At 60.6% G+C, this 21,411-nt stretch carries 17 protein-coding genes; 8 read left to right on the top strand and 9 right to left on the bottom strand.

The window, feature by feature from the left end; translation table 11 throughout:
* Nucleotides 1–26: 26 nt before the first annotated feature.
* The 4 genes from ACWHRL_RS12810 (at nt 27) to ACWHRL_RS12795 (ending at nt 8,166) form a co-directional block, all read left to right on the top strand.
* A complete protein-coding gene (locus ACWHRL_RS12810; RefSeq protein ID WP_447893966.1) occupies nt 27–3,227 on the top strand; it encodes a type I restriction endonuclease subunit R in 3,201 nt (1,066 codons plus the stop codon).
* A 147-nt stretch (nt 3,228–3,374) separates the two neighbouring features.
* Nucleotides 3,375–4,433 carry a hypothetical protein gene (locus ACWHRL_RS12805; protein ID WP_447893965.1) on the top strand — a complete coding sequence of 353 codons (1,059 nt, stop codon included), beginning with the start codon at nt 3,375–3,377 and terminating at the stop codon, nt 4,431–4,433.
* A gap of 106 nt (nt 4,434–4,539) precedes the next feature.
* Nucleotides 4,540–5,847, top strand: coding sequence for an MFS transporter (locus ACWHRL_RS12800; RefSeq protein WP_447893964.1), 1,308 nt, complete (start codon nt 4,540–4,542; stop codon nt 5,845–5,847).
* Between the two features lie 180 nt (nt 5,848–6,027).
* Nucleotides 6,028–8,166 carry a TonB-dependent siderophore receptor gene (locus ACWHRL_RS12795; protein ID WP_447893963.1) on the top strand — a complete coding sequence of 713 codons (2,139 nt, stop codon included), beginning with the start codon at nt 6,028–6,030 and terminating at the stop codon, nt 8,164–8,166.
* Nucleotides 8,167–8,271: 105 nt separating this feature from the next.
* Here ACWHRL_RS12795 and ACWHRL_RS12790 read toward each other — a convergent pair whose 3' ends face one another.
* The 3 genes from ACWHRL_RS12790 to ACWHRL_RS12780 are packed head-to-tail and all read right to left on the bottom strand — an operon-like array spanning nt 8,272 to nt 11,896.
* Nucleotides 8,272–9,705, bottom strand: a complete 1,434-nt coding sequence (locus ACWHRL_RS12790; protein ID WP_447893962.1) for a c-type cytochrome — start codon at nt 9,703–9,705, stop codon at nt 8,272–8,274.
* A gap of 2 nt (nt 9,706–9,707) precedes the next feature.
* Nucleotides 9,708–11,330, bottom strand: coding sequence for a GMC family oxidoreductase (locus tag ACWHRL_RS12785; protein WP_447893961.1), 1,623 nt, complete (start codon nt 11,328–11,330; stop codon nt 9,708–9,710).
* 35 nt (nt 11,331–11,365) lie between these two features.
* A complete protein-coding gene (locus ACWHRL_RS12780; RefSeq protein WP_447893960.1) occupies nt 11,366–11,896 on the bottom strand; it encodes a sugar dehydrogenase complex small subunit in 531 nt (176 codons plus the stop codon).
* Nucleotides 11,897–12,287: 391 nt separating this feature from the next.
* Here ACWHRL_RS12780 and ACWHRL_RS12775 point away from each other — a divergent pair, with 391 nt between their 5' ends.
* The 4 genes from ACWHRL_RS12775 to ACWHRL_RS12760 all read left to right on the top strand — a co-directional run bounded on the left by ACWHRL_RS12775 (nt 12,288) and on the right by ACWHRL_RS12760 (nt 17,356).
* Nucleotides 12,288–12,791: a sugar dehydrogenase complex small subunit gene (locus ACWHRL_RS12775; RefSeq protein WP_447893959.1), complete on the top strand. Its 504-nt coding sequence runs from the start codon at nt 12,288–12,290 to the stop codon at nt 12,789–12,791.
* Between the two features lie 116 nt (nt 12,792–12,907).
* The gene (locus ACWHRL_RS12770) at nt 12,908–14,512 is read left to right on the top strand and encodes a GMC family oxidoreductase (RefSeq protein WP_447893958.1); all 1,605 of its coding nucleotides are present in this window, start codon (nt 12,908–12,910) and stop codon (nt 14,510–14,512) included.
* On the top strand, nt 14,505–15,884 hold the full coding sequence (locus tag ACWHRL_RS12765; RefSeq protein ID WP_447893957.1) for a c-type cytochrome: 1,380 nt from the start codon (nt 14,505–14,507) through the stop codon (nt 15,882–15,884). The genes ACWHRL_RS12770 and ACWHRL_RS12765 overlap by 8 nt, the downstream gene beginning before the upstream one ends.
* Nucleotides 15,885–16,306: 422 nt before the next feature.
* Entirely contained in the window at nt 16,307–17,356 is a 1,050-nt protein-coding gene (locus tag ACWHRL_RS12760; protein WP_447893956.1) for a diguanylate cyclase domain-containing protein, read from the top strand.
* A 15-nt stretch (nt 17,357–17,371) separates the two neighbouring features.
* On the opposite strand, the gene ACWHRL_RS12755 is transcribed toward ACWHRL_RS12760, so the two are convergent.
* The 6 genes from ACWHRL_RS12755 to ACWHRL_RS12730 all read right to left on the bottom strand — a co-directional run bounded on the left by ACWHRL_RS12755 (nt 17,372) and on the right by ACWHRL_RS12730 (nt 21,287).
* Nucleotides 17,372–17,707, bottom strand: a complete 336-nt coding sequence (locus tag ACWHRL_RS12755; protein WP_447893955.1) for an AzlD domain-containing protein — start codon at nt 17,705–17,707, stop codon at nt 17,372–17,374.
* Nucleotides 17,704–18,438: an AzlC family ABC transporter permease gene (locus ACWHRL_RS12750; protein ID WP_447893954.1), complete on the bottom strand. Its 735-nt coding sequence runs from the start codon at nt 18,436–18,438 to the stop codon at nt 17,704–17,706. The genes ACWHRL_RS12755 and ACWHRL_RS12750 overlap by 4 nt, the downstream gene beginning before the upstream one ends.
* Before the next feature lie 12 nt (nt 18,439–18,450).
* Complete coding sequence (locus tag ACWHRL_RS12745; RefSeq protein ID WP_447893953.1) at nt 18,451–18,963, bottom strand: helix-turn-helix domain-containing protein; 513 nt, start codon at nt 18,961–18,963, stop codon at nt 18,451–18,453.
* A 138-nt stretch (nt 18,964–19,101) separates the two neighbouring features.
* Entirely contained in the window at nt 19,102–20,322 is a 1,221-nt protein-coding gene (gene sstT / locus ACWHRL_RS12740; protein ID WP_447893952.1) for a serine/threonine transporter SstT, read from the bottom strand.
* Between the two features lie 262 nt (nt 20,323–20,584).
* Complete coding sequence (locus tag ACWHRL_RS12735; RefSeq protein ID WP_447893951.1) at nt 20,585–20,923, bottom strand: hypothetical protein; 339 nt, start codon at nt 20,921–20,923, stop codon at nt 20,585–20,587.
* A gap of 184 nt (nt 20,924–21,107) precedes the next feature.
* Nucleotides 21,108–21,287: a hypothetical protein gene (locus tag ACWHRL_RS12730; RefSeq protein ID WP_447893950.1), complete on the bottom strand. Its 180-nt coding sequence runs from the start codon at nt 21,285–21,287 to the stop codon at nt 21,108–21,110.
* Between the last annotated feature and the right edge of the window lie 124 nt (nt 21,288–21,411).

The raw sequence follows: 21,411 nt of genomic DNA, 5'->3' as shown, positions 1-21,411 counted from the left end.
AAATAGAGCGAAGCGCAGGGGATACAATGGGAGATAGCAGGGAAGCCCGCTTTCAGCAGGATATCGTCGCTGCCATGGTGGCAGGCGGCTGGCTCGCGGGTTCCGCCAGTGGCTATGACCGCGCCTCGGCCCTCTACCCCGAAGACTTGCTGGGCTACGTACGCGATGCTCAGCCCGATCAGTGGGATAAATTCTGCAAGGCCAACCCCCAAGCGCCGGAGCAGGTTTTCTTTCAGAAAGTCGTCAACGAGCTCAAAAAGCGCGGTACGCTCGAGGTGTTGCGCCACGGCTTCAAGGTGCCGGGCGTTAAATTCGACCTGTGCAGCTTTCAGCCTGACCACGGCATGAACCCGCAGTCGCTTGCCCAGTACCGCGCCAACCGCCTGCGGGTGGTGCCTGAAGTCTCCTACTCGCCGCACGCCCAGGGCAAGGGCGCCGGTCAGAGCTACAACCCGCGCCTGGATCTGGTGCTGTTCGTCAACGGTATCCCCACTGCCACGCTGGAGCTCAAGAGCCAGTTCAAGCAGACGGTCGAAAACGCCAAACGCCAGTACCGTCAGGACCGCCCGACCAAGGACCCGGTCACCCGTAAGCCCGAGCCGCTGCTGACGTTCAAGCGTGGCGCGCTGGTGCATTTTGCGGTCAGCCAGACCGAGGTGGCCATGACCACCCAACTGGCCGGGTCGCAAACGTACTTTTTGCCATTCAACCGGGGTACCGAAGTCGGCGGTGCCGGTAACCCGTCTGCCCAGGATGAACAACGCTACGCCACCGCCTACCTCTGGGAGCAGGTATTCGCCCCGGACGCGTGGCTAAAGATTCTCGGTCGTTTCCTTCACCTCCAGGAGACGACCATGGAGGACTTTCACGGCCGCCGGAGTACCAAAGAGGCGCTTATTTTCCCCCGTTACCACCAGTGGGAGGTGGTCAACCGGCTCGTCGGCGCGACGCTCGCCGAGGGCGCGGGTAATCGCTACCTGGTGCAGCACAGCGCCGGGTCCGGTAAATCGAACTCCATTGCCTGGGTGGCGCACCAGCTGGCCAATCTCTACGGCAGCGATGGCGACAAGCTTTTTAACTCGGTCATTGTGGTCACCGACCGCACGGTGCTCGACAGCCAGCTTCAAGACACTATCTATCAATTCGAGCACGCCCACGGGGTGGTATGCCCCATCACGCGCGAAGGCGGCAGCCAGAGCAAGTCCGAGCAGCTGGCCGAGGCTCTGGAAAGTAATACCCGCATCATTATCGTCACCATCCAGACCTTCCCGGCGCTTTTTGACGCCCTCGAAAAACGCCCGACGCTGGCCAAGGGCCGCTACGCAGTGATTGCCGATGAAGCCCACTCATCACAAACCGGCCGCTCTGCCACCAAACTCAAGGCGCTGCTGGGCGTAGCAGATGAAGAAGGCGAGGGTGATGGGGCGGAAGTCAGCGCCGAGGCGATGCTGGGGGCGGCGGTGGCTGCCAGGGGGCCCAGCGATCTAATCAGCTACTACGCCTTTACGGCAACGCCCAAGGCCAAAACGCTTGAGTTGTTCGGGCGCCCGCCGGAACCGAGCCTACCCGCCAGCGACGACAACAAGCCCGAGCCGTTTCATCTCTACTCCATGCGCCAGGCCATCGAAGAGGGCTTTATTCTCGATGTGCTCACCAACTACGTGACCTACAGCACCGCCTGGAAGCTCGCCCACCCGGATGGCGAAGAGCAGGAAGTGGATTCGAAGAAGGCCTCGCGCACCATTGCCAGGTGGGTACGTCTGCACCCGTACAATATCGCTCAGCGGGTCGAAGTGATCGTCGAGCATTATCGTCAAAATGTTCAGCACCTGCTGGATGGGCAGGCCAAGGCGATGGTCGTCACGGCCAGCCGCGAGGAAGCCGTGCGCTATCAGCTCGCGATGCGCGAGTACATTCAGCGCCATAACTATCAAAGCGTTCACCCCATGGTGGCGTTCTCCGGCAGCGTACCGGCCGATGCTTACATTCCGGAAGAGGTCAGCGAGACAAGTCTGCTGCTCAACCCTGAGCTGAAAGGGCGCAAACTGGAAAAGGCGTTCGATACCGAGGAGTACAACGTAATGATCGCCGCCAACAAGTTCCAGACGGGCTTCGATCAACCCAAGCTTTGCGCCATGTACGTGGATAAAAAGCTGAAGGGGGTCGAGTGCGTGCAGACCCTCTCCCGCCTCAACCGGCTGTTTCCCGGTAAGCAGACGTACATTCTGGATTTCTATAACGAGGAGCAGGTGATTCTCGACGCCTTCGCCACCTATTACCGCAAGGCGGAACTCGCGGGCGTCTCCGACCCGCAGGTGGTCTACGACCTGCAAGGTAGCCTGGATGCCAGCGGCATTTATCACTGGCAGGAGGTCACCGCTTTTGCCACCGCATTTTTCGATCCAAAAGCTTCAGCCGCGAGCTTGAGCTATCACTGCCATCCGGCCCAGCAGCGCTTTAGCCAGCGTTATAACGCCATACTCGATCAGCTCCAAACCTGGCAGCACGCCCGCCAGGTAGCCGAAGCCAACGGCGATGATAAAGGCCTGAAACGTGCCGAGCAGGAGCTGAAAGACGCGGGCACGACTCGCGACGAGCTCGACCTGTTCCGTAAAAACCTCGCCAGTTTCGTACGCACCTACGAATTTCTCAGCCAGATCATTCAGTTCGACGATACCGAGCTCGAGCAGCTTTGCGTGTTTGCTCGTCACCTGCACCCGCTGCTACGCATCGACCGGCTATGGGAGGAGGAAGGCATCGACGTCAGCGAGCTGGAACTCACCCACTACCGCCAAACCAAGCACGAAGAGAAGCGCCTGCGCATCGATGAAGCCAAGGGCGACTACGGTCTGACGCCGGTCAGCGAAGTGGGCTCCGGTAAACCCCACGACCCCGAAAAGCAGCGCCTGGCCGAGATCATCGACCGGCTTAACGACCTTTACGGCTCAGAAGTCAGCGACGACGACAAGCTCCACTTCGCCAACGGCATTGCCGACCGCATCGAGCGCGATGAAGCGGTGATGACGCAGGTGCGCAGCCATAGTGCTGACCAGGTGATGCACGGCCTGTTTCCCAAGAAGGTGACCGACGCTGTAATCGATGCGCTTGGCGATCAGGAGACGCTGAGTATGCCGCTGTTGGAGGATGAGGAAACGGGTAGGCAATTTGCACTTTTGATACTGAAGTTATTGGCGGGGAGATCGAGCCGTGACTTGCATTCTGGGTAGCGAACTATTTTGGAGCTAATGGTTCGGCCTGTTTAGCTTGCTGGAGATTGATTAATAGAAGCCTCGCTCCCTGAATTCAACCAATAAGTTGAACTAGTGCTGAGTTTGTCTAATATAACTACTTTGCTGAGAATTGCAGGGGGCATTATGAGTATTGATATGTATCGTCGGCAAGTTACCAGCTTGCGTGATGCAAAAGCAAAGCTTATAGATCAGAAGGCTAAGGAATCGCAGAAAGCCGCTGATGCAGGAAAAAAAGCACTCGCTGCTGAGTCAGCAGCGAGTAAGGCCAAACAGTCATCAACAATTACTTCCAAGCTTAAAGAAGCAAATCGATTTGCTGATACACAAGCGAAACATCTAGGGGAGATTGCAAAGTTAGAGAAAAAAATCGCTGCTGAAGAGAAAAAACTGACAACAGCTCAAGGGCGACTTGAGAGCGAGGAGTCGAGAGCCTTTAAAAAAAGAAGCGCGGAAGAGAAAAAATTACAAGAAAGTCATAAAAGACAGTTTCGTTCGATGGAGTCTAGTCTAAAAGCTCATGAATCTCTTCATTATGACCATACTTCTCGAATTGATAAATTAAGCGCTCTTCCCGAAGAAATTACCGTCGCATTTTTTGCGACTGATCCGGCAACGGCTTCCGATCGTAGACTGTTATTAGATGAGGAAGTCAGAGAGATCCATCAAAAGCTTCGTTTATCTGATCATCGTGACTCGATTAGGCTTGAGTCGAGGTGGGCGCTACGCCCTGGAGACATTCTTCAATATATGAATGAGCTCAAGCCTACGGTTGTTCATTTTAGTGGGCATGGTAGTAACCTGGATGAGTTGGTTCTCCTGGATCGATATGGTAAAGCTGCATTAATATCGATGGAAAGCATTGTCGGCACCTTCGAGCTTTATGATTCAGTACGTCTGGTGTTTTTCAATACTTGTCATTCATTCAAACAGGCAGCTGAATGTACGAAATATGTAGATGCAGCGATTGGAATGAACCAGTCAATAGGGGATGAAGCGGCTCGTATATTTTCAGCACAATTCTATTCGGCAATCGGCTTCGGACAATCAATCCCCAATGCTTTTAAGCAAGCTAAGAATGCTCTAATGCTAGAGGGTATCCAAGAGGAATCTACACCAGAACTATATTTACGAGAGGGGATCGATGAAGATGAGCTGATACTAGTGAGACCAAGTAGCGAGTAACTCACCAGCGTTCCCCCCCATGGCACCCTTTATGCATATCCCACTACATGGATTGATTCCTTTCCTTTAACACGCTTGGGCTCATAACCCGGCGACGAGGGTGCCCATGCGCTCACTAACAATGCTCAGACCGGTCAAGTCGATCCTCCAAAGCGTGGCGCTTCTGCTGCTGGGCAACGGCCTACTCAACACGCTGCTTACACTCCGCGGCACAAGCGAGGGGTTTTCGACCACGCTATTGGGCATGGTGATGTCCGGGTATTTCGTGGGCTTTATTTGCGGGACCTGGATGAGTCGGCGGTTGATCAAGCGGATGGGCCATATCCGCACCTTTGGTTTTTGTGCCTCTATTTGCGCCACCATGGCGCTTTTGCATCTGGTCTTCATCAACCCTTGGGTGTGGCTGCCGCTGCGTATTATTTATGGGCTCTCGTTCATTACTCTGATTACGGTGATCGAAAGCTGGCTCAACAGCCAAGCGGCAAGCCACGAGCGGGGGCGCATCTTTGCCGTTTATATGGTGGTCAACCTGGGGGCGCTGGCGATTGCGCAGCAGTTTTTGCGGCTGTCATCGCCGGAGGGCTTTCTGCTGTTCGTGATGATCGCGATTTTGATCAGCTGGGCGGTGCTGCCCATTACGCTGACGCGCCGCGTGCAGCCGAAGATCTCCGAGCGGCCGAAAAGCAGTTTGCGGGCGCTTTTGGGGTTTGCGCCGCTGGCGGTGGCGTCCGCGGCGCTCTCCGGGCTTGCCATGGGGGCGTTTTGGTCGATGACGCCGATCTACGCCACCCATTTGGGGTTCGATATCGCCGGGGTGGGGCTGGTGATGAGTACGGCTATCGTGGGCGGGGCGCTTTTGCAGATTCCCATCGGGCGCTTTTCCGATCAACACGACCGGCCACTGGTGCTGATTTGGGTGGTACTGAGCGCGGCGCTGGTGGCGGCGGCCATACCCTTTGCGCCCAGCCATAACGTGCTCCTGGCGCTCTACTTCTTGTGGGGCGGGCTGGCGTTTTCGCTCTACCCGCTGGCGGTGGCGCAGTTGATCGACCAGCTCCACCCGGATGAGATCGTCGCGGGCTCGGCGGATATGCTGGTGATGCATGGTGCTGGCTGCGCGGTAGCCCCCTTGGCGGCGGGCTCGCTGATGCACGCGGTGGGCGATCACGGCTTGCCGCTCTATATTGCCTGCGTCTTCACGCTGCTGGGTGTGTACGCGATCTATCGCCGGCGCCGGGTGCGGGCATTGAAAACTCACACCGCCCACTTCGAGCCGATGGTGCAGAGCAGTGCCGAGGTGCTGGGCATGATGTTCGACGCCGTACAACCGGACCTCTTCGATGACCCGAGCTTTTATGAGGAGCACGAGCGCCGGCGGCTGGCGGATATCTTTCATGCCGGTAGCCGAAGGTGAGGGCAGGGAAGTAGGCCCGTTGGTGCTCTCGATAAAGCCGGGACTGGCGGGCGTTTGATCGTGCAACGCCTTGTTCCGGCAAAGCGGCTTGAGTCGGCCTCGATATTGTGATTGTGAATAATAATCCGTATCATTCAGCTTTGCTGACCGCCCATTTTGCTCTTTAATGAGACTGCCCTCATGCTTCGACCTCCGTTTGCAGCCGCACCGTTATCGTTTGCCGTTCGCCGTTCAATGCTCATCTCGTTGGGAAGTGCGCTGAGCATGGCGCCCCTGGCCGCACTGGCCCAAGAGGAAACGGTGGATATGGGCACGACGGTGGTCACCGCCACCGCGCTCAAGGTCGCAACGCCGGATATCGAAACGCCGCGGGCGATCTCCACGGTCAGTGAGCAGGAGCTCGAAGATCGCGGCGTCAACAAGTACGACGAAACCTTCCAGTACCGCTCTGGGGTGACGTCGCAGCCCTACGGCAACGACAACAACGCGGACTGGTTCTTCCTGCGCGGCTTTAGTGCGGAAAACGCCACTTACCAGGACGGCCTGCGCCTGTTTCGTACCGGCGGCTACTTCTGGTGGATGAACGAAACCTTTGGCCTGGAGCGGGTCGATCTCTTGAAGGGCCCGGCGTCGATTCTTTACGGCGAGGCGCCTCCCGGCGGTGTGATCAACGCGATCAGCAAGCGCCCGACGGATGAACCCCAGGGTAATATCACCGTAGAGGCGGGCAACGACGGTCACCGCCAGGTGGGCATCGACGTGTCCGGCCCGGTGGGCGAGCGCGACGACATGCGTTATCGCACCGTGGCGCTTTATCGTGACCAGGACGGCGAGCTCAACGGCAGCGAGAAAGAGCGCTACTACTTTGCGCCGAGCCTGGCCGTGGATTTTAGCGACGACACCACGGTCACGTTTTTGGCAAGCGTGCAGAAAGATGAAGGCACCCCCACCTCGGGCTTTTTCCCCGCTTTTGGCACGGTGAACGACTCGCCCTTTGGCAAGATCGACCGCCATACCAACTACGGCCAGCCCGATTACGACCACCTGGATCAGCGCCAGGTAGCGCTGGGGTATGAGCTTGAACACCAGATCAACGATACCTGGGAGTTTCAGCAGAACGCGCGCTACACCAATCTCGATCTCGAGCTTAGAAACGTCTACCCCAACTCCTACGTGACGCCGCCGCGGGGTATCTCGCGGGGCGTGATCGACCGCGACGGCGAGTACGACGGCTTCACGATCGACAACCGCCTGATCGCGCGCACCTATACCGAAAACACCGAAAACACGCTGCTGTTCGGCGCGGACTACCAAAAGCTCGATTTGAACTACACCAACCGCGACAGCTTCCGCACCGCCGGGGACGGCTCGTCGCTGTTCTCCAATATCGACACCGTGGATCTCTACAACCCGGACTACGCCTCGTTTAGCGCACCGGATACCGGCGACCCCACCGAGCACGATGTCGACCGCCGCCAGCTCGGCTTTTACGTGCAGGACCAGCTGCGCGTGGCGGACAGCTGGGTATTTTTGGCCGGGGCCCGTTACGACAACGTCGACAGCAGCGACGATTTCTCGGATGCCACCGGCCGTTCCAGCGAAGGCTATGACGACGAGCAGCTCTCGCTGACCGCCGGCGCCATGTACCTGGGCGATAACGGCGTTTCGCCCTACGTAAGCTACAGCGAATCCTTTACGCCGGTGGCGGGCATCGGCCCGAGCGGCTCAAGCTACGAGCCGCTGGAAGGCCGCCAGCTAGAGGCGGGGGTTAAAATCGCGCCCTTCGATGTCGACGGCTACGTCACCATTGCCGCCTTCGATATCAAGGAAAGCAATACGCTGATTTCCACCGATGCCCCGGTGCAGGAACAAGCGGGCGAGCGCCGCTCCAACGGTTTTGAAGTAGAGGGCGTGGGCTACCTGACCGATGAACTACAGCTGACCGCCGCCTACACCTACACCGACGCGCGCTATGACGAAAGCGACGACCAGCAGGACGAGCGCGTGCCGCTGATTCCGCGCCACTCGGCCTCGGCGTGGCTGGGTTACGACATGAGCCGGGCGCTGCCGGGCCTGTCGATTGGCGCTGGCGTGCGTTATTTGGGCGAAAGCGAAGCCAGCCCCGGCAGCAGCGTCGAAGGCAACGTCTCCTCGACCACGCTTTATGACGCCATGGCCCGTTATGAGATCGACGAGAACTGGTCCGCCCAGGTGAACGTTAAAAACCTCACTGATAAAGAGTACGTCAGCGGCTGCGATTTCTACTGCTACTACGGCGACTCGCGCAGCGTGATCGGAAGCGTCAGCTACCGCTGGTAACGATGCAGCCCCGTACGGTTTGTGAAGCGCTTTGAAACGACTCGGCCCGGCATGTTTGCCGGGCCGAGTCGTTTGGGGAGGCGCTGTCGTTTGGTTAAGCGCGTTCTAGCGGGCGTGTCGGCTGCGCCGGCGGCGAATGAGCCAGTAGGCGAGTAGCACGACGGCCAGCACCCCCAGCCCCAAACCGATCCTTGCCAGCAGCACCAGCGGCGAGCGCGGTCCGCCTTCGCGGATCACTTGAACGTCGTCGGCGGAAACCTCGAGGGCGGGGCGGCCCTGGGCATCGGTTTTGCCGAAGTGGCGCAGCAGGTAGTTGGAAAGCGCGGCGATCTCGTCGTTGTCCAGCGAATTGAACGCGTTGGGCTGCTCGCCGAAGGGCGGCATGAACACGTGCTCATCGCCTGCTTCGCGGTCGACGCCGTAGAGAATCGTGGCGATCAGGTTGCTGGCGTTTTCGTCCCCCAGCGCGCCGTTTCGATAAAGTCGCGGGTAGTAGCCGTCTTCGGTGCCGCGGCCATCCAATTGGTGACAGGAGGCGCAGTTGGCCGAATAGAGCTGGGCGCCGCGGCTGTCGCCTTCGAGCCCTTCGGCGTAGCCATCGCCGCGAAAGCTTGCCAAGTCGTCGGACGCCTCGCCGTGGCTAAAGCGGTTGCCGCCGTCGTCGCCGGTCGAGGCGGTGGCGGGAAGCGATTCGATATAGGTGGCCATGGCGTTCAGGTCGTCGTCGCGCAAATGCTGGAAGCTGTGGGAGACGGCTTCCGCCATGTTGCCGGCGGCCTGGGCCTGGGCGAGTTTGCCGGTGCGCAGGTAGGTGACCAGCTCGTCGTGGCGCCAACTACCGATGCCGCTCTCCTCGTTCGGGGTGATGTTGGGCGCGTACCAGGGCCCGACCTGGGCGCCGGCCATGGCTTGGTCGCGCTGCTCCTGCATCAGAAAGCCGCGCGGCGTATGGCAGCTGCCGCAGTGCGCCGGCCCTTCGACCAGGTAGCGCCCACGGTTCCACTCTTCGGAGTGCGCCGGGTCGTCGGCGAGCGGCTCGGCGTCGTGGAACAAGAGGTTCCAGCCTTTCATCGCGACGCGCAGGTTCATGGGAAACGGCAGGGCGGTGTCCGCCGTCGGTGCGTCCACCGGCTCCACTCCCGCCATGAAGTAGACGTAGAGCGCGTGAATGTCCTCATCGCTCATGTGCGCGTAGGCGGTGTAGGGCATCGCCGGGTAGAGGTTAGCGCCGTCGGCGCGAATGCCCTGGCGCAGCGCCCGGGCGAACTGCGCCTCGCTGTACTGGCCGATGCCGTGGCTTTTTGAGGGCGTGATATTGGTCGAGACGATCGCGCCGAGGGGCGATGTGATCTCCAGCCCACCCGCCATTGGCTCGCCGCCGGGGGCGGTGTGGCAGGCGGTGCAGTCCGCGGCGGTGGCGAGGTAGGCGCCGCGAGAAAGCGTCGCGTCGTCGGCCTCGGCGGTTTCGGCCAGAAGCGGCAGCGGCGCGGCTAGCAGCGCGGCGGCGGCCAGACCGCGTAGCAGGGGGCGTGTCGTCATCGTCATGCTCCCTTCGCCTGATTGATCAGCGCCTCGGCGGCCTTGAAGGCCAGCGCCACCATGGTGATCGTGCTGTTGCCGGTGGCGGTGCTGGGCATCGCGCCGCCGCCGGGCAGGAAGAGGTTGGCGTGATCGAAGGCGCGGCAGTCCGTATCCACCACCGAGTCCGCCGGGTCGGTGCCCATGATGGTGCTGCCCATCAGGTGTTTGCTCTGAGCGAAGGTGGTGGGTTCCTGGACGTCGACCGCGCCCATGGCCTCGGCGATGCGCCGGGCGATCGGCATCGAGTAGACCTCGGCGGAGCGCCGCGTGTAGTCGCCCACGTCGTAGTAGACGTGGGGCTTGGGAAGGCCCAGCCAATCCTTTTTAGCGGAGAGCGTCAGCCGGTTATTGGGGTCCGGCAGGATCTCGTGAGCGGCCACGACGTTGACCGTGCACGCCGCGCGACGGCGGATCTCTTCGTCCAGCGCCCGGCCCACCTTGCCGGTTTTCAGTGCGTTGAAGGTCTCGTAGCGGTTGCGCGCGAAGTTGTTCATGCGGAAGTAGGCGCCGGCGTGCTCGGCGCGGAAATCGCCCTGGGAGGTCTCCATGATGCCGCTGTTGACCACCGGCCCCTGGCCCAACCAGTAGGGTTCGTCCAGGGTCAGCGTCAGGCCCATCTGCGGGTGGTCCATCATGTTGCGCCCCACCTGGTCGGAGCTGTTGGCGATGCCGCTTGGGTTGCGCGCATCCGCGGACATCAGCAAGAGCTTGGGCGTTTCGATGGCGTTACAGGCGATCACGAAGTGGTCACCGGTCACTCGGTGGCTCTGGCGCTCCGGGTCCAGGTAGTGCACCGCCTCGATGCGGTTGCCCTCGCCGGTTTCGATATGGTTGGCCACGGCGTTGGAGAGGATTACCGCACCTTTCGCTTCCAGTCGACCCAGCGCGGTGGCGGCGTCGTACTTGGCGCCAATCGGGCACACCGGCACGCAGTTGTTGTTGCCGCAGCACGCCGGGCGATCGTCATAGGGCGAGCCGCTGTTGCGCGCCTGAGCTACCGGCAAGTTGGTGTAGCCCAGAGCGTCCTTCACCACCTGGCTGAATTTCTCCTCGCCCGGGGAGAAGGGCAGGTGGGGCATCGGGTAAGGTGCCGAGCGCGGATGGGGCGGCCACTGCAGCGCCGGATCAGAAGGCCCGCAGATACCCAGTTTCTGCTCGGCCATGTTGTAGTAGGGGTCGAGGGTGGCGTAATCGAACGGCCAGTCCCGGCCGACGCCGTAGAGCGAGTTCAGGCGCATGTCGTCCGGGGTCAGCCGCCAGCAGGTGCCGGCCCAATGCCAGGTCGAGCCGCCGGCGTAGCGAATATAGGTCTGGGCGTAGGAGTCCGGGCCGTCGAGCTGCAGGTAGTCGTCGTTCGGCATCGGGTGCGGGGCCCAGGGCTTGGGCGGGTAGCTCGACGAGGCGCTGCCCTTGATGCCCAGCGGCAGGTTGCGGTAGTTCTCGACGATTTCGGCGCGGGTCACCCGCGGGCCGGCGTCGAGCATCAGCACGGAGTGGCCGGCGTCGAGGAGCTGCTCGGCGACGACGACGCCGACGACGCCGGTACCGACGATGACCACGTCGGCGGAAGTGGTTTGAGTCATGGCGAGTCTGGGATCTTTTTAGTAAAGGTGTTGGCTTAGAAACTCGGAACGGGCAAGAGTGGGGCCGGTGAGCGGCTCCAGGCATTCGGCGCCGAGTAGGCGTAGGTGGGAATCGGCACGATGTCGAGCGTGGTCTGATATGTCAGCGCGTGCTCGAAGGTGAACTGTTCGGCATCGGCGGCGCTGCTCGAGGCGCCGCTGTACCAGGCGGCAATCACCCAGTAGGCGAAGTCCCGGGGCTCGCCGTCGGGAATTGCCTCGAAAAACTGCTCGACCTCGACGGCATTGTGTTGCTCGGCAACGGCGACGATCTGGTCGATACGCTCGTCCAGGCGGGCGTACTTCTGGGCGGCGAAGGCGGCGATGCGAAGCCCGGTGCCTTCGTGGAGCTCATGATTGATCAAAAGCTTTGAAAGCTGCATGAAACGCTGGTGAAGGGGCGTGCCTTCGAAGGCCTGCGCCCAGGCCCTGGTGGGGCCTGTGAAGGTAAAGTAGCCCAGCAGGCTGGCGCCGCCGATCAGCAGTTGGCGGCGAGAAACACCGGATGAAGAGTGACGTTTTTGCACGCGTGTTCCCTTGATGATGCGAGGTCGGTCAACCGTCTTTGAAATAAAGGCAACACTGCCTACAAGCTTTCATGGGGAGGTTGTTTGCGGGCTAATTGTATAGATAAATACGTCAGACATTAAGCCGCTTTTCAAAGTGTTGGGCGTCCTCGCTGCTTAAGGGCTTGGGATCACTTCGTATCGAGCCCTCAAACGGATGCTAGACCTCGTTATAGGGCCCTTGATGGGGTCAATTCCGCTTATAACTAATAGTGTCGGTGTGGCGCGACTAAGGTATAATATGCGCCGATTAATAGCGTGTTAAGACGTGGTCGGCACGCTGGTTTAGCCGCAAAGCGGTCCACTGCCGCCGATGTTGATCGGCGGCGGATACGCAAGGGAACGAACGAACATGGCAACTATTTCTCGCCGCCGCGTCATCCAGATGGCCGGCGGCTTTGCGCTTACGGGCGTGGCCGGGCGCTGGCTGGCAGTGCCCGAAGCCCTGGCCGGGCCACAAGGCGCCTCCGCCAATGAAGTAAGCGAGTTTCTCGACGTCTCGCGCCGGCTGATTGCGCGCGACGAGCTCGACGAAAATCTCGCAAGGGCCTTGGTGCACGCCTCCAAACTCGCCCTGGAGGATTTTACCGAGCAGCTGACGCGCCTAAAAAACCTGCTCGATGAGCAGCCGGCGCTGCTCCAGGCCCCGCGCCTCGATTTTGGCGAAGAGTACGCGGTGGAGGAGGCCACGGCCCGTTACATGCTCAGCGGCTGGTACACCGGCGTGGTCGGTACCGGCGAGCAGACGGTCTACGTCACCTACCTCAACTCGCTCTCCAACCAGATTGTCGCCGACAAGCTGGTGCCTTCGAGTTTCTCCTACGGCCCCTGCGGCAGCTGGCATCGAGCCCCTTAAAGAAGGTTTTTTCAAAGGCAGAGCTTTCCAAAGAGAACGCTTGCCAAAAACCAGGGCTTTCTAAAAACCAAAGCTTTCCAAAGACCGTAGCTTTTTGAAGAGAATAAGTGATCCCCATGAGTAACGATAAAGTTGCCGACGTCGTCGTGGTCGGTGCGGGCATTTGTGGTTCCTTGCTCGCCACGCGCCTGGCCCGGGCCGGGCGCTCCGTGCTGCTGCTGGAATCCGGCCCCCGCAAGGGCCGCGGCGAGCTGGTTCAGAACTACCGCGAGTCCGCCTTCAAGTCCGATTACATGGCGCCGTACCCCTATTCGGAGATGGCCCCGCACCCGCGCTTTTCGCCCACGGCCAACGAATACCTGGACCAGGCCGGGCCGCACCCCTACAACGCCCAGTACATTCGCATGCTGGGCGGCACCTCCTGGCACTGGGCGGCGCAGATGTGGCGCTTCGTGCCCAACGATTTTCGTACCCAAAGCCTTTACGGGGTCGGCGTGGATTGGCCGATCAGCTACGACGATCTCGAGGACTATTACTACCAGGTGGAAGTGATCACCGGCACCGGCGGCGAGCCGGATAACGGCTCGCCGCGGGCCAAGCCCTACCCCATGGAGCGAGTGCCGGCCTCTTACTTGCAGCAGCGGGTCACCGAGCGGTTGGCGCCGGATTATCGCGTCATCGACGACTCCACCGCGCGCAACAGCCGCAATTTCGACGGCCGCCCGGCGTGCTGCGGCAACAACAACTGTATGCCGATCTGCCCGATCGACGCCCAGTATCACGGTGGCATCGCCGCCCAGGAAGCCGAGCGGGAAGGGGTCGAGATCATCACCGAGGCGGTGGTCTACAACCTCGAACACGATAGCGAAGGCCGGATCAGCGCCGTGCACTATTACGATTGGGAAAAGGTGAGCCACAAGGTCACCGCCCAGACCGTAGTGCTGGCCGCCAACGCCATCGAGACGCCCAAGCTGCTGTTGATGTCGACCAGCGACACGTTCGAGCACGGCATCGCCAACGTGCGTGACAACGTCGGGCGTAATCTTTGCGACCACCCGGCGATTGGTATCAACTTCGATGTCGACGAGCCGATCTGGCCCGGCCGCGGCCCGGTCAGCCCGTGCTCTATCGGTGACTTCCGCGACGGCGATTTCCGCTCGGAGTACGCGCCGTTTCGTATCGATATCTCCAACGGCTCCAAGGTCGATACGGTCACCAAGGAGCTGCTTGCCGAGGGCTACCACGGCCGTGAGCTGCAGGAGCAGGTGCGCTACCGCGCCGCCCGCCGGTTGGGGATCAAAAATGCCATGGAACAGCTGCCGGACCCGAACAACCGCGTTACCCTGAGTGACAAGCGCGACGCCCTGGGCCTGCCCACGCCGCGCATGCACTGGAGCATCGGCGAGTACGAGCAGCGCGGCACCGAAGTGACCCGCGAGCACTACGACCGCATTGCCGAAATGCTGGGGGGCACCAACATCAAGCACAGCCGCAGTGGCGCGTTCTCCAACCGCCAGCACATCACCGGCACGCTCTCCATGGGCAATGACCCGGCTACCAGCGTAACCGACCAGTGGGGCCGCGCTCACGATCATGAAAACCTCTTCATGGTCGGCACCGGCGTGATGCCCACGGTGGGTACCTGCAACGTCACCCTGACCGCGGCGGCGCTGGCACTACGCACAGCGGACCGCATTCTGGAGGAGACCCAGCATGGATAATCGCCTCAAGGCAGGGCTTTTGTTGGCCGCAAGCGGCTTTGCGAGTGTCGCCATGGCTCAAACGGATGAGCCAAGCCGCGAGCAGATCCAGCGCGGCGAAGCGGTGGCCATCGCCGGTGACTGCGTGGCCTGCCACTCCGAGCCGGGCCGCCCGGCCTACAGCGGTGGACATCCCCTCCAGACCCCGCTGGGGGTGATCTACGCTACCAATATCACGCCCTCTACCGAGGCCGGAATTGGCAACTACTCGCTCGAGGAGTTCTCGCGTGCACTGCGTGAAGGTAAGCGCGCTGACGGTAGCCACCTCTATCCGGCGATGCCCTATAACGCCTACGCTAAACTTACCGACGAGGACGTCGAGGCGCTCTACGCCTACTTCATGCACGGCGTAGAACCCTCGGATGCCACGCCGCCGGAAACCGAACTGCCGTTTCCGTTCAATATCCGCTTCTCCATGGCGGCCTGGAACCTGCTCTTTTTGGACGACGAGCCTTTCCAGCCGGACCCGGAGCGCTCCGACGAGTGGAATCGCGGTGCTTATCTCGTTCAGGGCGCGACCCACTGCGGCACCTGCCACACGCCGCGTAATTTCCTGATGGCCGAAAAATCCGGCCAGGCGCTTTCGGGGGGCTCGCTCGGTACCTGGTACGCGCCGGATATCACCGATGATCCGGAAAACGGCATCGGTGACTGGAGCCGCCAACAGTTGGTCGACTACCTGCGCACGGGTCACGCCGATAACGGCGCCACTGCCGCGGGCCCGATGCTCGAAGCGATCGATCTGAGCTTCTCGCGCATGCCGGAGGAAGACATCGACGCGATCGCCGTCTATCTGCTGCCGGAAGCCGAGAGCGAAGAAGCCAGTGCGCAGGCTGGGGTAGAGGATGAAGAGGGCAGCGACAACGCCGATTTTTCTAACATCGGCCAGCTCATGGATGACGATACCCCGGCCGCCCTTGCGGATATCGGCCCCGGCGAGCGCATCTACCGCGACCAGTGCGCGGCCTGCCACGCCCCCAATGGCCGCGGCTTGAACGGTTTGCCCCCACTGGCCGGTCATCCGGTGCTCGACAAACCTAACGCGGATAACGTCGCCATGGTGATTCTCGAGGGTGTCTGGCCGGAACACCGCCAGGGCATGCTCGGTTTCGCCGACGAGCTCGACGATGGGCAGGTGGCCGAGGTCACCAACTACCTGATGAGTGAGTTCGGCGAAAGCGACGTCACCATGGAAACGGCGCGGGTGTCCGAGCTGCGCGCCGGCGGGGCGGGCTCGGACCTGCTGCTGCTGGCCCGGGCGGGCATGGTAGCGGCGGGCGTTGCGATCATCGCGCTGCTGGGCTTTTTGCTCTGGCGCCGGCGCCGCCATTGAGCCGCCGGGCCCTTTTAAAAGCCTGAACCAGCAACCCCGCTCCACGAAGCGGGGTTTTTTTATGCCCGGCCGCCAAGGAAATGCCTCAGCCCCCTTCTGGGCCTGCACCGCCACCCAAGGCAGCAAAAGGTGCTTATAAGCGTTTGTTTACAGTTTGTGTCATTTTTTTATAATTTGTATACACTGGGCAACGAAGCACGTAGAAGTATAAAAGGCTTATTCAAGCAATCGGCATGTTTTCGAGTTGACCGGCAGATTAAACACTATAGGGATGACGTCCTACTCGCGCATCGGGTGTTTCGAAGGGCGCTAAAGGCATGACGTTTCGAAAAAGCCGAGGGCAGTAAAAGCAACGCCTGGCGGGCGTACAGCGGTGGTCAAGAAGATGCAGCCGGACAATCTTACTCATGGAGAAAGGGGTCATGCTGGACGGTGAGTGCAATGACGATAAAGTTGACACGGTCAAAAGCAAAATAGCCGTGAGCGAGCAGCGGGGGGAGGCAGATACCGCGCTACACGCCGAGAAAGAGTGGGCCTACATTACGCTCAATTCGATTTGCGATGCGGTGTTGACCACGGATACTCAGAGCCGTGTGACCTACCTCAATAAAATGGCCGAAGAGCTCACCGGTTGGACGCGAGCGGAGGCGTTTGGCAATCCGCTCGAACGGGTGCTTCCCCTGGTCGATAACCAGACCCACGCCAGCGCGCTCAACCCTGCAGGGCGGGCCATGGCTGAAAACCGGCCAATAGAACTCTCCCTTGACGCCGTTTTGACGCGTCGTGATGGCAGCCAGCTGGAAATAGAGGATTCCGCCGCGCCGGTTCATAATCGTCATGGCGAGGTCGTCGGCGCGGTGGTGATTTTTCACGATGCCTGCCAATCGCTCACGCGTTCTGCCCGATTTGCCTACCAGGCGCAGCACGACCCGCTCACCGGACTGCCCAACCGCTTTCTGTTTGCCGAGCGCCTGTCGTGTGCCATGAGCCAGGCCCGGCGCCGTCAGCAGCCATTGGCGCTTTTGTATCTGGATATCGATCACTTCAAAGCGATCAACGACACCTTTGGTCACGCGCTGGGAGACCGCTATTTGCAGGTCGTGGCCGAGCGGCTCAAAGCCTGCTTACGCACCACGGATACCATCTGCCGTCAGGGCGGCGATGAATTCGTCGTGCTGTTGACCGAAATCATCGACGCCTCCAGTGCGCTGGGCGTGGCCGATAAGATCCTGGCAGCGCTCGCCAACCCCTGCCAGCTCGAAGGTCACGAGCACGCTATCAGCGTCAGCATCGGGGTGAGTCTTTACCCGGACCATGCGCAGAGCGAAAGCGAGCTTCTCCATCTTGCCGATATGGCGATGTATGCCGTCAAGCAAAGCGGACGCCACCAGTGCCTGCTTTATCACGCCGACATGCAGCAAGCGGCGAGCAACTTTCTTCAAGAGGTCGAAGGCGTGAAAAGGCGCTCGTGAGCTCTGCCAGGCGATTCAAAATGCGTTGAACGCCACCACCACCGCGCCGAATACCGCCACGCCGGCCGCCACCGGCCAGCCCAGCGAGCGTAGCCGCCGCCACACCAGCAGGGTCGTGAGCAGCCCAAGGGCGGTGCCCAGCCAGGAAGCGGCGTTGGGGTTGACCGGTATGATCGACACCCCAAGGACCGCGGCGATCATCAGCGGACCCAGAATGGCCAGCCACTCCGGCATCGCCGCGGGCCCTTCGCTTTGATCCAGGCGGCGCTGCATCCATAGAAACGGTATCACGCGAATCAAAAGCGTCCCCAGTGCCGAGAGCACGACGGCGACCCACAGTTCCACGCTCATGACCGCCCCCTATGAGAAAAGCGCACCGCGTAATAGCAAAGCGCCCCGCAGGCCGCCGCAAGCGGAATGGCCACGTTGCTCGCGCCGGTTAAAGCGAGGACCATGGCCGCCGTGATGGTAGTGCCAAGCGCCAGCGACCAGCGTAGATCGATAAAGCGCGGCGCGGTCATGGTCAAGAACAAGGCGGGCAGCGCGAAGGGCATGATGTCGCCGAGTAGCGGCCAGTAGCCGGTCACCGCTTCACCGCCTACCGCGCCCACCACCGTGCCCAGCACCCACATCGCCCAGGCCATCAGCGCAGCCCCTAAAAACCAGCCAAAGCGGTCGGGCTTTGCGACCCCGGGCAGCTTTGTCAGCGCCAGCCCGAAGACCTGGTCGGTCAACCCGTGCATTAGCCAGGGCCAGTGGCGGCTGCGCGGTAAAAGCGCCGCCAGGTTGGGGCCGTACACTACGTGGCGCACGTTGATCAAAAGTGTCAGTAGCACGACCAGCCACAGCGGCGCCCCGGCCGCGACCATGCCCACGAACAGAAACTGGGACGCGCCGGCGTAGATCAGCACCGAAATCGCCGCGGCCTCCCAGGTCGTGAATCCGGCCTGAGAAGCCACCAGGCCGAAGGATAGCGACACCGGCACGTAGCCGCCCAGCAAGGGCAGGCCGTCGAGTACCCCTTGCCTTGCGGCGCGCCACAAAGAGTGGGCGCGCGCGGGGTGATCGGTTGACTGACGCATAAAGCGAGGCCTTTAGTGATACGTAATGGTAATGAACATCGAAGCACTATCGCGCTGGGTGCGGTAGAGGTGCGCCCGGCCGGCGTCGATGTTCAAGGTGTCGCCGGGTAATAGCCGAGTCAGCGCGCCGTCTTCACCGGCTTCGAGCTGGCCGCTAATCAACATCAGCGTCTCCCGGGCGCCTGGCGTATGAGCGTCGGCGCGGCGCTCGGTAAAGGGGGCGCAGCGCATCCAGTAGGCATCGGTCGGGGGCGGGCCACTGCTTTGCTCGATAAGCTGTACCTCGACGCCGTCATCGCCCAGTGCTTCGTTGACCGGGGCTATGAGTGTCCCGAACGGTACGTCGAGCTGCACCGCTAATCGCCAGATCGTATCCAGTGTCGGGTTGCCGATGCCCTGTTCGAGCCGGCTAAGGTTGGACTTCGCCATGCCCGCCGCGCTTGCCAGCTGACTAAGCGAGTGCCCCCGTGCCTGGCGAAGGCGCTGTAGATGCTCTCCCAGTACCCGCAGGGCGTTTTCGTTCATGGGGGGCAAAGCTCCAGGCGCGTCATACGGTGGTCGAAGCGTTCTTTGGTTAAAACGTTCCATATATGGAACGTTTTAACCAAAGAGCGCCGGGGCGTCAACCCGGCGTTCAAGAAGTGATGGGATAAACTCGGAGAGCTAGGTGTTTTTCCTGCGTGCTCGGCAGGCGGCGGCGGTAAACAGCACGTCGGTGGAGGAGTTCAGCGCGGTTTCGGTGGCATCCTGTACCACGCTGATGACAAAGCCGATGGCGACCGCCTGCATGGCCACTTCCGTGGGAATACCGAACAGGCTGGCGGCCATGGGGATCAGCATCAAGGAGCCGCCCGCCACGCCGGAAACCCCACAGGCCGCCAGCGCCGATACGATGCACAGCAGAAGCGCCGTGGGGAAGTCGACGCTGATACCCAGCGTATGGGTCGTGGCCAGGGTAATCACGGTAATGGTGATCGCCGCGCCGCACATGTTGATGGTGGCGCCCAGCGGGATCGAAATGGAGTAGGTGTCGGCGTCCAGTTCCAGGCGGCGGCAAAGCTCCAGGTTGACCGGAATATTGGCGGCGGAACTGCGCGTGAAGAACGCGGTGATGGCGCTACCACGAAGGCACGCCCATACCAGGGGGTAGGGGTTTTGCCGGGTTACGAAGTAAACCAGCAGCGGGTTACTGATCAGCGCGACGATGGCCATGCAGCCCACAATGACCGCCAATAGCTGGGCGTAGTTGAGAAGCGCCTCCACGCCGGACTGCGCAATCGTGCCTGCCACCAACCCGAAAATCCCCAGCGGGGCCAAACGAATCACCAGGGTGACCAGCCGGGTGACGGCCGTGGAAAGGTCGGCAAGCGCCTGGCGAGTGCCGTCGCTTGCCTGGCGCAGTGCCAAACCAAGTGCGATGGCCCAGACCAGAATGGCGATAAAGTTGGCCTCCATCAGGGCGCTGACCGGGTTGGCCACCGCGTTGAGCAGCAAGTCGCGCAGCACGCTGAGAATATCGCCAGGCGGTGTCCCGTCGGCCTGGGGCGTATCGAGCGAGATTTCGGTCGGGAGCATGAAGCTGGCGGCCACGGCGATCAGCGCCGCGATCAACGTACCGGCCACATAAAGCCCCAATACCGAGCGGATCTGGGTGGGTCGGCCCCGTTGGTGCGCGGCAATCGCCGCCATGACCAGCACGAAGACCAGAATGGGCGCGACCGCTTGCAGCGCACTAATGAATAGCTGGCCGAGCAGCGCAACGCGGGCCGCCCCCGCCGGGGCCCAAAGGGCGAGCAGCACCCCGGCCACGATGCCAATCAGAATTTGGGAAATAAGGCCCAGCCGTAGAAGAGGCCGAAGCACCGTTTGGGCAGTCGCAATCATTGCAGAGCTCATGGTCAGTCACTGGAAATGGCGCCGAAGCGAGTCGCTCGCGCCCGCGGAAGCGAAGCATTCTAGCAGTTGAGGCGTGAGCGAGGGGGCTCATGATAAAAAACGTTACGGTGCACGCCGGGCGGCGGTATACGGGTAAAAAGCAGGCAAGCTCGTGTACATGAACGTTACAACGCAAAACGGCTTGCTTTCATCAGGAAAGCAAGCCGTTTTGGAATACGCTCGTTCGGTCTAGTCGATAGAGAAGAGCGCCTTACACCAGCGCAGCGGCCGATTCGGTTTTGGCTGTTTTAGCGGTTTGAGTCGCTTTTTTAGCAGCGCGCTCGCCGACTTTCTGGGCGTGGGCCGTAGCACTCATCGCATCGACCATGGCAAAGCCCTTGTCGGTGAGTTCGATGACGTCCGGCGAAGAGCCCCATTTCAGCAGCATTTCATCCAGATGACGCTCTGCGGTTTCGAAATGACCGCAATGGCTCAGCATCTTGGCAATCGTGAAATCACACTGCGGGGTGTCGTACATCTCTTCGCGTAGTTCTTGAATAGCAAGCTTCAGGCCAGCTTCCGAGATGTTTTCCAGTTTTAATCTATGCATGCCACCACTCCTTGTGAATGCGATTACTTAACTTAAGTATTTATTTATACGTGTCTTGTACCAATTCACAGTAATACACCTTTCAAGGAGAATCAATCATCAATTTCGCTGGGCGGGCAAAAAGCTGCCTGTATAAAAAAACCCCGCCGTGTAAGGCGGGGTTTTCGTTATGAAAAGCGCGGTACTAAAGCGGTATGGCAAAGGCCAGCGTCGCGAGGGTACCGGCTAAAAAAGAGGCGGCGGTTAACCAAATCAGGTCGTTCTTCCTCTCTTTTTCTCGGTTAATCCTTTGTTCGTTAAGGAATTTCTCGAGATGTTCGCGACTTCCGGGCTGTGCTCCATTGAAAAGATGTTGGCGTATCATCTTAACTCCTTGAGCGTCTATAACTTACATTATCCCCTCGAACGTGTACGGCTTTCAAAACCCGATGCTTATACAGACATTCTCTGGGTCTTGGCGAAAGTATAGACTAAGACGTACTCACGTG

This window comes from Vreelandella sp. GE22 (assembly GCF_968212445.1).
Note: the sequence above shows the minus strand (reverse complement) of the source record. Positions and strands in the feature narration are given on the sequence as shown.

Coding starts and splice junctions, on each gene's coding strand:
- ACWHRL_RS12765 (WP_447893957.1), top strand. CDS start 14,505: ATGGATAATCGCCTCAAGGCAGGGCTTTTGTTGGCCGCAAGCGGCTTT.
- ACWHRL_RS12810 (WP_447893966.1), top strand. CDS start 27: ATGGGAGATAGCAGGGAAGCCCGCTTTCAGCAGGATATCGTCGCTGCC.
- ACWHRL_RS12750 (WP_447893954.1), bottom strand. CDS start 18,438: ATGCGTCAGTCAACCGATCACCCCGCGCGCGCCCACTCTTTGTGGCGC.
- ACWHRL_RS12775 (WP_447893959.1), top strand. CDS start 12,288: ATGGCAACTATTTCTCGCCGCCGCGTCATCCAGATGGCCGGCGGCTTT.
- ACWHRL_RS12770 (WP_447893958.1), top strand. CDS start 12,908: ATGAGTAACGATAAAGTTGCCGACGTCGTCGTGGTCGGTGCGGGCATT.
- ACWHRL_RS12735 (WP_447893951.1), bottom strand. CDS start 20,923: ATGCATAGATTAAAACTGGAAAACATCTCGGAAGCTGGCCTGAAGCTT.
- ACWHRL_RS12745 (WP_447893953.1), bottom strand. CDS start 18,963: ATGAACGAAAACGCCCTGCGGGTACTGGGAGAGCATCTACAGCGCCTT.
- ACWHRL_RS12795 (WP_447893963.1), top strand. CDS start 6,028: ATGCTTCGACCTCCGTTTGCAGCCGCACCGTTATCGTTTGCCGTTCGC.
- ACWHRL_RS12805 (WP_447893965.1), top strand. CDS start 3,375: ATGAGTATTGATATGTATCGTCGGCAAGTTACCAGCTTGCGTGATGCA.
- ACWHRL_RS12790 (WP_447893962.1), bottom strand. CDS start 9,705: ATGACGACACGCCCCCTGCTACGCGGTCTGGCCGCCGCCGCGCTGCTA.
- ACWHRL_RS12785 (WP_447893961.1), bottom strand. CDS start 11,330: ATGACTCAAACCACTTCCGCCGACGTGGTCATCGTCGGTACCGGCGTC.
- ACWHRL_RS12730 (WP_447893950.1), bottom strand. CDS start 21,287: ATGATACGCCAACATCTTTTCAATGGAGCACAGCCCGGAAGTCGCGAA.
- ACWHRL_RS12800 (WP_447893964.1), top strand. CDS start 4,540: ATGCGCTCACTAACAATGCTCAGACCGGTCAAGTCGATCCTCCAAAGC.
- ACWHRL_RS12755 (WP_447893955.1), bottom strand. CDS start 17,707: ATGAGCGTGGAACTGTGGGTCGCCGTCGTGCTCTCGGCACTGGGGACG.
- sstT (WP_447893952.1), bottom strand. CDS start 20,322: ATGATTGCGACTGCCCAAACGGTGCTTCGGCCTCTTCTACGGCTGGGC.
- ACWHRL_RS12760 (WP_447893956.1), top strand. CDS start 16,307: ATGCTGGACGGTGAGTGCAATGACGATAAAGTTGACACGGTCAAAAGC.